This is a genomic window from Ancylomarina sp. 16SWW S1-10-2 (genome assembly GCF_009669305.1).
Lineage (GTDB): Bacteria > Bacteroidota > Bacteroidia > Bacteroidales > Marinifilaceae > Ancylomarina.
In genome coordinates, this window is the sequence record NZ_SADB01000005.1 from 193,446 (window position 1) to 205,789 (window position 12,344).

General features: G+C 33.0%; 12 protein-coding genes. 10 read left to right on the forward strand and 2 right to left on the reverse strand.

Features of this window, described 5'->3' with window-relative positions; translation table 11 throughout:
* Positions 1 to 2 precede the first annotated feature (2 nt).
* Positions 3 to 1,610 (reverse strand): DNA mismatch repair protein MutS, encoded by a 1,608-nt coding sequence (locus EMN46_RS05860; protein ID WP_154199745.1) that lies wholly within the window; start codon positions 1,608 to 1,610, stop codon positions 3 to 5.
* 323 nt (positions 1,611 to 1,933) lie between these two features.
* Here EMN46_RS05860 and EMN46_RS05865 point away from each other — a divergent pair, with 323 nt between their 5' ends.
* From EMN46_RS05865 to EMN46_RS05895, 7 genes are all read left to right on the forward strand, one after another.
* A complete protein-coding gene (locus EMN46_RS05865; RefSeq protein WP_154199746.1) occupies positions 1,934 to 3,058 on the forward strand; it encodes a DNA polymerase III subunit delta' in 1,125 nt (374 codons plus the stop codon).
* 441 nt (positions 3,059 to 3,499) lie between these two features.
* Positions 3,500 to 4,651, forward strand: a complete 1,152-nt coding sequence (locus EMN46_RS05870) for a regulatory iron-sulfur-containing complex subunit RicT (RefSeq protein WP_154199747.1) — start codon at positions 3,500 to 3,502, stop codon at positions 4,649 to 4,651.
* A gap of 138 nt (positions 4,652 to 4,789) precedes the next feature.
* Positions 4,790 to 4,933, forward strand: coding sequence for a hypothetical protein (locus tag EMN46_RS05875; protein ID WP_154199748.1), 144 nt, complete (start codon positions 4,790 to 4,792; stop codon positions 4,931 to 4,933).
* 5 nt (positions 4,934 to 4,938) lie between these two features.
* Positions 4,939 to 5,418, forward strand: coding sequence for a gliding motility lipoprotein GldH (locus tag EMN46_RS05880; protein ID WP_154199749.1), 480 nt, complete (start codon positions 4,939 to 4,941; stop codon positions 5,416 to 5,418).
* Positions 5,419 to 5,479: 61 nt separating this feature from the next.
* The gene (gene trmB / locus EMN46_RS05885; protein WP_368667499.1) at positions 5,480 to 6,262 is read left to right on the forward strand and encodes a tRNA (guanosine(46)-N7)-methyltransferase TrmB; all 783 of its coding nucleotides are present in this window, start codon (positions 5,480 to 5,482) and stop codon (positions 6,260 to 6,262) included.
* A 25-nt stretch (positions 6,263 to 6,287) separates the two neighbouring features.
* A complete protein-coding gene (locus EMN46_RS05890; protein ID WP_154199750.1) occupies positions 6,288 to 6,626 on the forward strand; it encodes an MGMT family protein in 339 nt (112 codons plus the stop codon).
* Positions 6,627 to 6,767: 141 nt separating this feature from the next.
* Complete coding sequence (locus tag EMN46_RS05895; RefSeq protein WP_154199751.1) at positions 6,768 to 7,871, forward strand: Mrp/NBP35 family ATP-binding protein; 1,104 nt, start codon at positions 6,768 to 6,770, stop codon at positions 7,869 to 7,871.
* Positions 7,872 to 8,128: 257 nt separating this feature from the next.
* Here EMN46_RS05895 and metG read toward each other — a convergent pair whose 3' ends face one another.
* Positions 8,129 to 10,159, reverse strand: coding sequence for a methionine--tRNA ligase (metG, locus tag EMN46_RS05900; RefSeq protein ID WP_154199752.1), 2,031 nt, complete (start codon positions 10,157 to 10,159; stop codon positions 8,129 to 8,131).
* Between the two features lie 304 nt (positions 10,160 to 10,463).
* Between metG and EMN46_RS05905 the strand changes: the two genes are divergently transcribed.
* The 3 genes from EMN46_RS05905 (at position 10,464) to EMN46_RS05915 (ending at position 12,342) form a co-directional block, all read left to right on the forward strand.
* On the forward strand, positions 10,464 to 11,369 hold the full coding sequence (locus EMN46_RS05905) for an LD-carboxypeptidase (RefSeq protein ID WP_154199753.1): 906 nt from the start codon (positions 10,464 to 10,466) through the stop codon (positions 11,367 to 11,369).
* A gap of 132 nt (positions 11,370 to 11,501) precedes the next feature.
* A complete protein-coding gene (locus EMN46_RS05910) occupies positions 11,502 to 11,867 on the forward strand; it encodes a YraN family protein (RefSeq protein WP_154199754.1) in 366 nt (121 codons plus the stop codon).
* Between the two features lie 121 nt (positions 11,868 to 11,988).
* Positions 11,989 to 12,342, forward strand: a complete 354-nt coding sequence (locus EMN46_RS05915; protein ID WP_154199755.1) for an MmcQ/YjbR family DNA-binding protein — start codon at positions 11,989 to 11,991, stop codon at positions 12,340 to 12,342.
* Positions 12,343 to 12,344: the final 2 nt, after the last annotated feature.

The following is a 12,344-nucleotide window of genomic DNA, read 5'->3' on the forward strand; positions in this document are numbered from 1 at the left end:
CTCTAAATATTTAAAGCCAAAGATGTATCCATTTCTAATGCTAGAGAATTGGCTTCTTGAATGACTGATTCGGGATAACCGTTAATTTGAAGAATTTTAATTGCATTTCGATTTTTGAGCTTCCCAGACTTAAGCTTGTAATCGAAATCGACAGTCTTATGTCCAACAATTTCACTAAAGTGATAAAGTTCGTATTCATCTTGAAGCAAATCGGCAAGTTCAATATCATGAGTTGATACAAAAACAATATTATTCCCCTTAGCTATGGAAGATAAAACGGCTTTCCCTGCTGAAATTCGTTCAATGGTATTGGTTCCTTTAAAAATTTCATCCAGAAGAAAGAGGTTTGTATTTTCGGATTGACTTTCCTCAATCATTTCTTTAATTGTCAGCACCTCTTCAAAATAATAGCTTCTGTCATTCATTAAATCGTCACTAATTCTAATCGCAGAAAAAATTCGCATTCTTGGCAAAGAAAATGATTTTCCGAAACACGTATTTAAGGTGAGACCTGTTAAGACATTAACACCAATAGTTCTGATAAAAGTCGTTTTACCAGACATATTTGACCCCGTTAATAGAATCGATTTATCTTTTACGCGAATACTATTGGGTACAGCATTAGTAATCAAAGGATGATAAAGCTCTTCGACTAACATGATAGAGTTACTTTCTGTAATATTAGGAATACAATACGAAGCTGTTCCTTCTCTAAGAGAAGCAACACTTATCAAAGAATCAATCTCACCTACAAAAGTAAAAACACTTTCAAGTTCAGCTCTTTTTGTATCAAATTGTTTTAATATACTAAATAGAAAGATCGGTTCTAATAAAAACATAATATTAACCAATTCTATTATCATCCACATTGCTGCTTCAAATTCGCTTGCTGTATCCGATCCAATTTTAAAGAATTTCATTTTGAACCTCAGCTTATCAATAACATCCGTAGATAACTTCAGCTTAGGATTAATATTTTTAAAACAATCCTCTTCAAAAAGAATTTTAGCCGTATTAGATAATTCTAGAAGTGCCGGAATTGATAGTAAATTATAATATAAGTTTTTCTTATTCCAATAATGTATCCCTAAGTTGATAATGACAACGCCTAGAAAAACAAAAAATAGATTCCGATTGAAAGGGATAAGCAATAATGAGAATAGACTTGTATATGATAGTAGCGGTATTAAAAAAAACCACTTGGGAGGCTTGATGTATTCTTCTTGAAAAAGAGACGAAATATAACCACAACCATTCGCACTTAACCTATCCAATTGTTTTTGTGTTTTTAAGCGTAAGTCAGTATTCTCCCTAAAAGTTTCAATCAAACTTTCATTCCTTTTTAATTGATCTTGATCAGAAGGAATACATCTGAGTTTATTGTATAAATATTGTTGTCCAACCTTTGATTGTGTTCTATCGAGAAACATAAACAACTCATCAAAATCTAAATCCTGGCATGTTTTATCAGACAAAACCTGAAAAGATGATTCATTTTTCTTATTCTTAAAATAAGATTCAATCAGATCAAAACTGAAGACATCGTCTTTTATTTTTCCAAAGGAATTCAAAAAAGCTTCATTATATTTTCTCCTTCGACCGAACAACATAAATCCTGTTTTGATTAATTTTTACTTAGGTTGAAGGTAATGTTTCTACTCACAATAACAATACATAATATTTAATTTACATACCTAACAATCATCACCGATGGTCTCTTTTTAAGAATAAAATGAACTGAACGCCTCATATATTGGATTAAATATTAAACTTAGGTATATCAATTATTTTCACATCATCATTTCAAAACTAACTCTCGACACAAGAATATTTATCGTCTTAAAAATTTATCAGAACAAAGTCTATTTTTTTTACCTTTGGTATCTAATTGAAAATGTCATGAACAATGGCTTAACGATTCAAACCAAAACACATGCAGTTTAAAGATATTATTGGACAAGAAGATACGAAATCTCGCTTTATTCAATCGGTAAATGCTGATAGAGTGAGCCATGCGCAACTTATTGTTGGTGAAAAGGGTGTTGGAAAATTAGCCATGGCAATTGCTTTCGCTCAATACATTTCTTGCCAAAATAAACAAGCCAATGATTCGTGTGGAGAATGCCCTTCTTGTAAAAAATATCAAAAACTTATTCATCCCGATTTACACTTTGTTTTTCCGGTTGTTAAGGGAAAAGGTGTAAGCAATCCTGTTAGCGATACTTACATTAAACAATGGAGAACGCAAGTATTAAGCAATCCTTATTTCGATCTAAACGATTGGTATTCTAGCTTAGGTGTTGAGAATGCTCAAGGTATGATTTACTCAAATGAAAGTAATGAGATTATTAAAAAATTAAATCTTAAAACCTATGAGTCGGATTATAAAATCATGATTATTTGGTTGCCAGAGAAGATGCATGCTTCTTGTGCTAATAAGCTACTTAAACTGATTGAAGAACCGCCAAACAAAACCATTTTCTTTCTAGTTTCCGAAGAGCCTAATCGAATACTACAAACCATTCGATCGAGAGCACAAATGATGAAAATTCCAAGAATTGAAAAAGAGGCTCTTAGCCTAGCTCTAAAATCAGAATACAATCTTTCTGATACCGAATTAAAGAATCTAGTTCGATTGTCAGAAGGAAGCTATCAAAAAGCGCGCACTTTGATTAAAAACTCCGATGAGAATGCATTCAACTTCGATCGTTTTGTAAGTATTATGCGTATTTGCTATGCACGAAACGTACTTGATCTTATGACTTGGTCCGAAGAAATTAGTGCTATAGGAAGAGAAAGACAAAAAAGTTTCCTTCAGTATTGTTTAAAAATGATTCGAGAAAACTTCATTCTTAATCTAAAACAGGAGGAAATGACTTTTCTAAACGGAGAAGAAATGAACTTTTCTCAGCGCTTTTCTCCATTCATTAACGAAGATAATGTTTGGCAAATAGCTGATGAATTGACCAAAGCTTACAACGATATAGAACAAAATGGTAATGCTAAAATCATTTTCCTTGACCTAAGCTTAAGATGGATAAAATTATTGCGACCATAATAAAAAAAGGTGAATCTTAAATATCAAACACATACTGGGAGCCACATTTTAATTAAAGTATAAAAACCTAAAAATAAAGTCGATAAAGTCGATTCTAAATCTTTTTTAATAAAAGCACAGCTAAAATAAATATTTTGTAAAGGTGATTTAGATCTTAAAATAGCTCACTTATTTGATTCAGATATAAATACTAATAAAATCTTCTTTAATTATATATTTTTCCTGATTCTCTAGTCCTTTAAAAAATTAATTATCTTTAGGAGTTATTTTTGATATAGACTCTCAGTAAATCTGACAGATATACCATTTTATTAGCTAATTTTGCAGACACGATTGTAGGATTTACAGTTCGATTTTTCGAACTCAATACAAAGATAATGCAAACCATTTTAGTACTAAACACGGTACTTTAGTGAGTTTCTGCACTCAATATATATACATATGATAGAAGAAAAGGAACCCAAGAAAAAATGTGGAGGTTGCTCTACGGGTAAAATTGACCATCGCCTTTTGGCAGGTAAACTAGATGTTTACGATTGGTTAGGCGACGTTCCTGAAAGTCCATTATGTCCCGATATTATAGAAGTTAAATTTAAAAATACACGTAAGGGCTTTTATTCAAACAACAATAAAATTAGACTTAAACGTGGTGATATAATTGCCGTTGAGGCATCTCCCGGACATGATATAGGAATTGTTTCGCTAACAGGTGATTTAATTGTTGAGCAAATGAAGAAACAAAAGCTCGACCCAAAAACCTACGAAGCAAAAAAAGTATACCGTATTGCTAAACCTGTTGATATTGAGAAATGGCACGAATCCATTGCTCTTGAGCATAAAACAATGATTAAAGCTCGCCAAATTTCAGCCGAATTAAGGCTAAATATGAAAATTGGTGATGTCGAATATCAGGGTGATAAAACAAAAGCTATTTTCTATTATATAGCCGATGAACGAGTTGATTTTCGGGAATTGATTAAAGTTCTTGCTGAAGAGTTTAGAATTCGAATTGAGATGCGCCAAATTGGTGCCCGTCAGGAAGCTGGACGTATTGGAGGTATTGGTCCTTGTGGTAGAGAACTTTGCTGTTCAACTTGGATAACCAACTTTGTATCAGTAACAACAAACGCTGCTCGTTATCAGGAAATATCTTTGAATCCTCAGAAGCTTGCTGGCCAATGTGGTAAATTAAAGTGTTGCTTAAATTACGAAATGGATGTTTATATTGATGCTCGTAAAGATTTCCCTGCTACTAACATTCCATTGGAATGTGATGATGGAACAGCTTATCATCAGAAAACAGATATTTTTAAACGTATAATGTGGTACAGCTTCGACAAAAATTACGCTGTCAACATGGTTCAAATTCCTATCGATAGGGTAAAAGAAATTATTCGTTTAAATAAAAAAGGAACAAAAGTTCGTGAGCTTATAAGCAAAAAAGAAGAAGTAGCTAAAAAGGTTCTCGATTACGAAAATGTTGTTGGACAAGATAGTTTGCATCGTTTCGATAAAGAAAAGACAACAAAAAAACCACATCCGAAACGTAAATTTCGTAGAAAACCTCGTAAAATAAATAAAGCTAAAGATTAAGTTTTCTCTTAAATAAGAATTTATAAAGTATTGAGAACTGAGACAAAAACTCACCTCAGTACTTTATTTGCTTATAAGATATTGATTTTACAAATTAAACTTAACACTAATGAATATCAGTAAAAACTAGCATTTGATATGTTTTTTGCTATTGTTTCAGCAGTATTTTTGATCGTTCTAATTAAATTTGATCTAATTGAAAAATATATTGGATTTGGTTTAATACCTCTTCTTATAGCTTATCAAATAGGAAAATATGCCGAACGAAAATTTAAAGATTAACAACAATGAAATTTAAGTCTAAATACCTTTTACTCTTTAGTTTTGTACTCATTTTTATTATTAGTGCTTGTAAGGATAATCGTGTGTATGAGAACTATGTAGATATCCCAAATCATGAATGGAGTAAAGATTATATTGCTAGTTTTGAAGTAGAGATTACTGATTCCATTCAACCACATAGTATTTCTGTAGACATCAGAAATACAGGTAAATACCAATACAGTAACCTATGGCTTTTCGTAAAACAAATAGATCCTGATGGAAAAATAAGCGAAGAAAAATTCGAATGCCAATTGGCAAGTGACACAGGAGAATGGTATGGTAGTGGTTTTGGAGATATATTTGACTTACAAGTTCTTTTTAAACCAGCTATTCAATTTACAAAACCAGGACTCTACACCTTCGAAATGGTGCAAGGTATGCGAGATGATAACTTACCGGGAATTGTAAACGTAGGTCTAAAAATTGATAACGCAAATCATTAAAATCACAAAATAAGCAGACAACTTATCTGATAACTTATTTACACAATAATAGAATAAGAAAGTGGCTAAAAATAAATTAAAGCGTTTTGCACAGATGGAGACTTTTGAGAATGTTTTCCAACCCTCACACGAAGATGTTTGGGACAAAGAATTCAGACTTAAAAACAAATGGAACAAGGCATATTTCAAAAATGATAATCCCATAGTTCTGGAAGTTGGTTGTGGTAAAGGCGAATACACTGTAGGTTTAGCTCAGCGCTTTCCTGACAAAAATTTTATTGGTATCGATATAAAAGGTGCCCGATTATGGCAAGGTGCAACTATAGCGACTGAAGAAGGCTTAAAAAATGTAGCCTTTGTTCGTACAAACGTTGAACTTTTACGATCTGTATTTTCCAATGGTGAGATTTCTGAAATATGGATCACTTTTGCCGATCCTCAAATGAAGAAAGTTACCAAACGACTGACGGGTACTCGTTTTATGAAACTATACAGCGATTTGATGAATGCTAATGGTATAATTCATCTTAAATCTGATAGCCAGTTCCTTTATCAATATACGAAATACATGATTCAGGAAAATAAACTTAAGGTCTTAACCGATACTGACGATTTATATAATTCTGAACATGCTAATGATATCTTAGGCATTAAAACCTACTACGAAGCTCAATTTCTAAGCAAAGGAATTCCTATCAAATACATTCAGTTTTTATTAGAAGGTAAAACCGAATTTGTTGAACCCGATGTTGAGCTTGAATTGGACGAATACCGTAGTTTTGGTCGAGATAGACGTATCCAAACTACAGAGAAAAGTCCTAAAATTAAAAAAGATAGCATTTAGAATTTAGTCATAAGTCACTATTGTAATGTCTGACATTTACACTCGCATATTTAAAGTTGTACAACAAATACCTGCTGGGCGCGTTTGTAATTACGGGTCCATAGCTCGTTTTGTTGGTTCACCCAGAGGCTCTCGTCTTGTGGGTTGGGCAATGAACAAATCTCACACAAGTGAGGAATATATTCCCGCTCATAGGGTTGTCAATCGCATTGGAATGCTTTCTGGAAAACATCATTTTCCAGGAGAAAATATAATGCAACAACTGCTCGAAAGCGAAGGTGTTATTGTGATTGATGATCAAATTCAAAATTTTAAAGAACATTTTTGGGATCCAATAAAGGAACTCCCTGAAGATTTTATTTAAAACCAATCTAAATGCATATCTTTGCCAATAATTAAATAATTAAAGAGTCAATTCGTAAATGAAAATACTTTTATCTGTAACTAAATTTGCTGATTTTAGGAATCTCTCATTCACTTTCAACTCATTAAAATAATCTATATCATGTCGTATACAAACAAACAAGTTACCGATGCTTTAAGGCTTGTAAAATATCCTGGTAGCGATCAAGATATTATTAGCCTTGATATGGTTAGTAATATGGTGATTGAAGGCAAGAAAATTGCTTTCGACCTAATCTTTCAAAAGTCAGATGATCCTAATATCATCCCTTTAAAAAAGGCTTGTGTTACAAATATTTTACGTTTCGTAGACAAGGATGCTGATGTTAAGGGAAATATTAAGGCAAAAGCAATGCACATTGTTGAAGCTCCTACAGTATTACCTCAAGTAACTAATATTATTGCAATTGCTTCTGGTAAAGGTGGTGTTGGTAAATCTACAGTTGCATCAAATATGGCTGTTGCTCTAGCAAAAGCTGGAAAAAAAGTTGGCCTTATCGATGCAGATATTTTTGGTCCTTCAATTCCAAAAATGTTTGGTTGTGAGGATGCAAATCCTACTGTAGTAAAAATAGACGGTAAAGATAAAATTGTTCCATTCGAAGCTCATGGAGTTAAGATGCTATCTATTGGTTTCTTTGTAGATCCTGCACAAGCAACTGTATGGAGAGGTCCTATGGCTTCCAATGCACTTAAACAACTGATTGAAGAAGGCAACTGGGGCGAATTAGATTTCGTATTAATCGATCTTCCTCCTGGAACATCTGATATTCACTTAACATTGGTACAAACAGTACCAGTAACGGGTGCTATTATAGTAAGTACACCTCAAGATGTGGCTTTAGCTGATGCTATAAAAGGTATTAGTATGTTCGAAGGCGCTGGAGTTAATGTACCTATTTTAGGTCTGATAGAAAATATGGCTTGGTTTACACCAGCTGAATTACCAAACAATAAATATTATATTTTTGGTAAAGATGGTTGTAAAAAACTAGCTGAAGAGAAAAACATCAGTTTATTGGGTCAAATTCCAATTGTACAAAGCATTCGTGAGGGTGGTGACAATGGAAAACCTGCAGCATTAGATGAAAATACTGTAACAGGTATGGCTTTCGGTGAATTAGCAAATAAACTAATTACTGCTGTTGATGAAAGAAACAAAAATAAAGTCCCAACAGAGAAGGTTGAAATGAAAATACAAAAATAAAGATCAAAAGTCGGACAATTTAATAATTTGAACGACTTAAGGATTAAAGTACATATGAAAAGCACCTTCGGTATCGGAGGTGCTTTTCTGTTTTTATAAAACAAAATACTTTTCAGAAGAAATTCTCATCTATATTGAAGATACTTGAAGCATAACGTATTGTTTAAAAAACTATCTGATATACATCAAAAATTAATAGCAAAAAAAGCCCCAATCGTTCTAAAACGATTGGGGCTATATCTTATATTCAAATCGAATTATCGAATTTCAGAACCAGCAGTAACAGCTTTATCTGGCGATACAAATGCCAATTTACCATCAGCATCTTCAGCCATAAGAATCATACCTTGCGATTCAATTCCTTTTAGTTTTCTTGGTTCAAGATTCATCAAAAGACTTACTTGTTTACCAATAATTTCTTCTGGCTTATAGTGCTCTGCAATACCAGAAACTACAATTCTTGTATCAACACCCGTATCAACAGTAATTTTGAGAAGTTTCTTGGTTTTAGCAACCTTTTCAGCATCAATAATAGTTCCAACACGAATATCCATTTTCATGAAATCGTCGAAACTAATATTTTCCTTAACTGGAGTCACTACTCTATTTTCAAGTTCATTAGCAACCTTAGTAGCCTCAAGCTTATCAACCTGTGCTTGAATCGTTGCATCTTCAATTTTCTCGAACAACAATTCAGGCTTATTAATTTGATGACCTGCATCAAGAGCATCAGCAGTTACATCTGCCCACTCAATACGATCTATATTAAGGAAACCACGAAGTTTCTCAGCTGTAAATGGTAAGAAAGGCTCCATTAAAGTACTCAAGTTAGCTGAAATCTGTAAAGAAATATTAAGAATAGTCTTAACACGTGCCTCATCGGTTTTAATCACTTTCCAAGGTTCAGTATCAGCCAAATATTTATTACCTAAACGAGCTAAACTCATAGCTACCTTAAGTCCCTCACGGAAATGATAGGTATCCAGATTTTTTTCTATTTCAGCTTTAATCACAGGAATCTGAGCTAAAGTTTCTTTATCGAAATCGGTTAACTCACCAGCTTGTGGTACTATTCCTCCAAAATATTTATGAGTCAATACAAGAGCACGATTCACAAAGTTTCCGAAAATAGCTACTAACTCATTATTATTACGAGCTTGAAAATCTTTCCAAGTAAAATCGTTATCCTTAGTCTCTGGTGCATTTGCTGTTAAAACGTAACGTAATACATCCTGCTTTTCTGGAAATTCTTCTAGATATTCATGCAACCAAACTGCCCAATTACGAGAAGTAGAAATCTTATCACCTTCAAGGTTTAAGAATTCATTAGATGGTACGTTATCTGGTAAAATATAAGAACCTTCAGCTTTAAGCATAGCAGGAAAAATAATACAGTGGAATACAATATTATCCTTACCAATAAAGTGAACCATTTTTGTGTCCTTAGCTTTCCAATACTTTTCCCAATCTGGAGTAAGCTCCTTAGTAGCAGAAATATACCCAATAGGTGCATCGAACCAAACGTAAAGTACTTTTCCGTCAGCACCTTCAATAGGAACAGGTACTCCCCAGTTTAAATCACGAGTTACCGCTCTTGGATGAAGTCCATTATCTAACCACGATTTACATTGTCCGTAAACATTTGGCTTCCATTCTTTATGTTCCTCAAGAATCCACTCTTTCAAAAATGGCTCATATTTATCAAGAGGTAAATACCAATGTTTTGTTTCTTTTAATTCAGGTTTGTTTCCTGTAATAGCCGATCTTGCATCAATTAAATCAGTTGCATTTAAGGTTGTACCACAGCTTTCGCATTGGTCACCATATGCTTTCTCGTATTTACAATGAGGACAAGTTCCTGTAATATAACGGTCAGCTAAAAACTGTTTGGCATCAGCGTCGTAAAATTGCTCTGAAGTTTTTTCTGTAAATTCACCCTTATCATAAAGAGTTTTGAAAAACTCAGTAGCTGTTTCATGATGAACTTTCGAGCTTGTTCTAGAATAAACGTCGAATGAGATTCCAAATTTCTTGAAAGAATCTTTTATAATATTATGGTACTTATCAACCACATCTTGTGGTGTAATACCTTCTTTTTTTGCCTTAATCGTAATTGGTACACCATGTTCATCCGAACCACCAATTAATAACACATCCTCACCTTTCATACGCAAATAACGCACATAAATATCTGCAGGAACATATACGCCCGCTAAGTGCCCAATATGTACTGGCCCATTCGCGTAAGGAAGAGCAGTAGTAACAAGTGTTCTGTTAAATTTTGTCATCTGAAAATCGAGGTTTTAAAAGACCTTAATTCGACAAGAGATATCAATTTGTCTCTTGGAACTTTACAAAGACCTTAAGTATTAATAATGAAACAATTTGAGAGTAGCCGATTAATGAATCGGTCTCCGAAGCGCAAAGATAAAATAGAATTAACAATTTCAAGCAATAGTTTTGAAATGATTCCGGAATCTTAAATATTACAATTCACTATTTTATTGCTAATTTAGAGTTTATTAAAAAATGAAAATACTCTAATTGTAAGAATCATAGAGTCACAAGTTTGCATTTAAAATACAACATTATATGTTTCAACCTAAGTTATTGAAAAAAGGAGATAAAATTGGCTTAGTTGCTCCCGCTGGTAAAATTGACCGAAAAAAAATCATGACTGCTAAAACTGTACTCGAATCATTGGGATACGAAGTCATATTAGGAGAACATGTTTTTGACGCACACCACATATTTGCTGGAACAGATGAAAATAGGGCTAAGGATTTTCAATTTATGCTAGACCAAAACGACATACGTGCGATTATATGTGCAAGAGGTGGTTATGGATGTATTCGCATAATTGATAAGCTCAACTTCGATGGATTTACTAAAAACCCAAAACTCATAATTGGTTTTAGTGATATTACTATTTTCCATGCACATTTAAATAACCTACATTTTGGAAGTTTGCATGCAACAATGCCAATCAATTTCACAGAAAATATTGCTGATTCAGGATCTTTAAAAAAACTTGTCGATTACTTAGATGGGAAATTAACACACTATCAAATTCCTTCTCATGAATTCAACAGATTTGGCAATTGTGAAGCTGAATTAGTTGGTGGAAATCTTTCAATTATCTGTAGTTTAAATTCTACCGATTATGAACTTAATACAGATAAGAAAATTCTTTTCATAGAAGATTTGAATGAAGATTTATATCATCTAGATCGATTGATGCATAGCTTAAAGTTAAGTGGCAAGCTAGATCATCTTGAAGGTCTAATTATTGGAGGAATGAGTGGTATGAAAGATGGAGAAACGCCATTCGGGAAGTCAGCTTATGAAATAATACATGAAGCAATTAAGGATTATGGATATCCTGTAATTTTCAATTTTCCTGCTGGACATATTGATGAGAATTGGCCTTTACCATTGGGAAAAAAAGTGACACTTGATGTGAATAAGACTAAAGTAACTCTGGATTGGAAAAATTAAATTTCTACCCAAAGAACGCAGAGTTTATAAAGAGTAATCAAGACCCTTTGCGATCTTAGCGTATTACACAAATCAATTAACTCTTAGCGCTCTTTGCGTGAAAATTTTGAACCTTTTTAAATTTTAAAAGCAATGGCAGACCATAACGATTTAGGCAAATTAGGTGAAGATTTAGCCGCAAAGCATGTGCTAAGTGAAGGCTACAAAATTCTAGAAAGAAATTGGATTTATCAGAAAAAAGAATTGGATATTGTCGCCACAGATGGGAAAAGCTTGGTGGTCGTAGAGGTTAAATCTAGATCAACAGATCATTTCGAACATCCTGCAGATGCGATTACGCTATCGAAAATTAAATTTCTTTGCAGAGCGACTCAAGGCTATGTTGATGCAAAAGATATTCAGATGGAAGTGCGTTTTGATGTTATATCAGTGATTAAACGAAATGGTAAATTTGAAATTGAACACATTGAAGATGCCTTTATAGCACCTATAGATTGAATAACTAAATTGCTATACTGCTAAATGGTTAAAGAACTATACAAAACTAAGTTACTTCTCCTCTATCAATAAAATACACAATAGGGATATAACAATTGATCAATTAAACCATATATAATATATGAACATAGAAGAATTAAGAGACTATTGCATTACTAAAAAAGGCGTAAGCGAAAGTTTTCCTTTTGATGAAGAAACGCTTGTTTTTAAAGTAATGAACAAAATGTTTCTGCTTACAAATATCAATAAGGAACTGAGCATGAATGTGAAATGTGATCCTGAAAAAGCCATTGAGCTACGTGAAAAGTACAGCTTTGTTTTACCAGGTTGGCACATGAATAAAAGGCTTTGGAATACAGTAAATATCGAAGGAAGTATTTCTGATCAACAAATAAAAGAATGGATAGACGACTCTTATAATTTAATAGTTACTAGCTTAACTAAAAAGCTACAAAATGAGCTACTAAGCATGTAATT

Excerpts from the sequence above, each read along its gene's own strand:
- EMN46_RS05915 (WP_154199755.1), top strand. The coding sequence starts at position 11,989 with ATGAACATAGAAGAATTAAGAGACTATTGCATTACTAAAAAAGGCGTA.
- EMN46_RS05860 (WP_154199745.1), bottom strand. The coding sequence starts at position 1,610 with ATGTTGTTCGGTCGAAGGAGAAAATATAATGAAGCTTTTTTGAATTCC.
- EMN46_RS05910 (WP_154199754.1), top strand. The coding sequence starts at position 11,502 with ATGGCAGACCATAACGATTTAGGCAAATTAGGTGAAGATTTAGCCGCA.
- EMN46_RS05880 (WP_154199749.1), top strand. The coding sequence starts at position 4,939 with ATGAAATTTAAGTCTAAATACCTTTTACTCTTTAGTTTTGTACTCATT.
- EMN46_RS05865 (WP_154199746.1), top strand. The coding sequence starts at position 1,934 with ATGCAGTTTAAAGATATTATTGGACAAGAAGATACGAAATCTCGCTTT.
- EMN46_RS05870 (WP_154199747.1), top strand. The coding sequence starts at position 3,500 with ATGATAGAAGAAAAGGAACCCAAGAAAAAATGTGGAGGTTGCTCTACG.
- EMN46_RS05890 (WP_154199750.1), top strand. The coding sequence starts at position 6,288 with ATGTCTGACATTTACACTCGCATATTTAAAGTTGTACAACAAATACCT.
- EMN46_RS05905 (WP_154199753.1), top strand. The coding sequence starts at position 10,464 with ATGTTTCAACCTAAGTTATTGAAAAAAGGAGATAAAATTGGCTTAGTT.
- EMN46_RS05875 (WP_154199748.1), top strand. The coding sequence starts at position 4,790 with ATGTTTTTTGCTATTGTTTCAGCAGTATTTTTGATCGTTCTAATTAAA.
- EMN46_RS05895 (WP_154199751.1), top strand. The coding sequence starts at position 6,768 with ATGTCGTATACAAACAAACAAGTTACCGATGCTTTAAGGCTTGTAAAA.
- metG (WP_154199752.1), bottom strand. The coding sequence starts at position 10,159 with ATGACAAAATTTAACAGAACACTTGTTACTACTGCTCTTCCTTACGCG.